General features: G+C 62.9%; 1 protein-coding gene. It reads left to right on the forward strand.

Going from position 1 to position 633, the window contains the following annotated elements:
• Positions 1 to 633: nitrilase-related carbon-nitrogen hydrolase (locus FY112_RS00100; protein ID WP_281408429.1), on the forward strand; the 633-nt coding region annotated here is incomplete at both ends.

Raw genomic sequence — 633 nt, forward strand, 5'->3', positions numbered from 1 at the left:
CGTTCAGCTCCAGCTGCCGGTGACCGTCACCAAAGCGGACTTGGCGAAACAGACGCAGGTGATCGTCGATCTGGTGGCCAAGGCGCGGCGCAACCAGCCGGGCATGGACCTCGTCATCTTTCCCGAATACGCGCTGCACGGCCTCTCCATGGACATCAATCCGGAGATCATGTGCACGCTCGACGGGCCGGAGGTCGCGGCTTTCAAGCGGGCTTGCAGGGACAACCGGATCTGGGGCTGCTTCTCGATCATGGAGCTCAATCCCGGTGGCATGCCCTATAATTCCGGCATCGTCATCGACGACCAGGGCGAGCTGAAGCTCTATTACCGCAAGATGCATCCCTGGATCCCCGTCGAGCCGTGGGAGCCCGGCGATCTTGGCATCCCCGTCATCGAGGGCCCACGGGGCGCCAAGCTCGCGCTGATCATCTGCCATGACGGCATGTTCCCGGAAATGGCGCGCGAATGCGCCTATAAGGGCGCCGAAATCATGATCCGCACGGCCGGCTACACGGCGCCGATCCGCGACGCCTGGCGCTTCACCAATCAGGCCAACGCCTTCTGCAACCTGATGGTTACCGCCAATGTCTGCATGTGCGGCTCGGACGGCACCTTCGATTCGATGGGCGAAGG

It is taken from the genome of Rhizobium sp. PEPV16, from assembly GCF_008919455.1.
GTDB classification, from domain to species: Bacteria; Pseudomonadota; Alphaproteobacteria; order Rhizobiales; family Rhizobiaceae; genus Rhizobium; species Rhizobium leguminosarum_Q.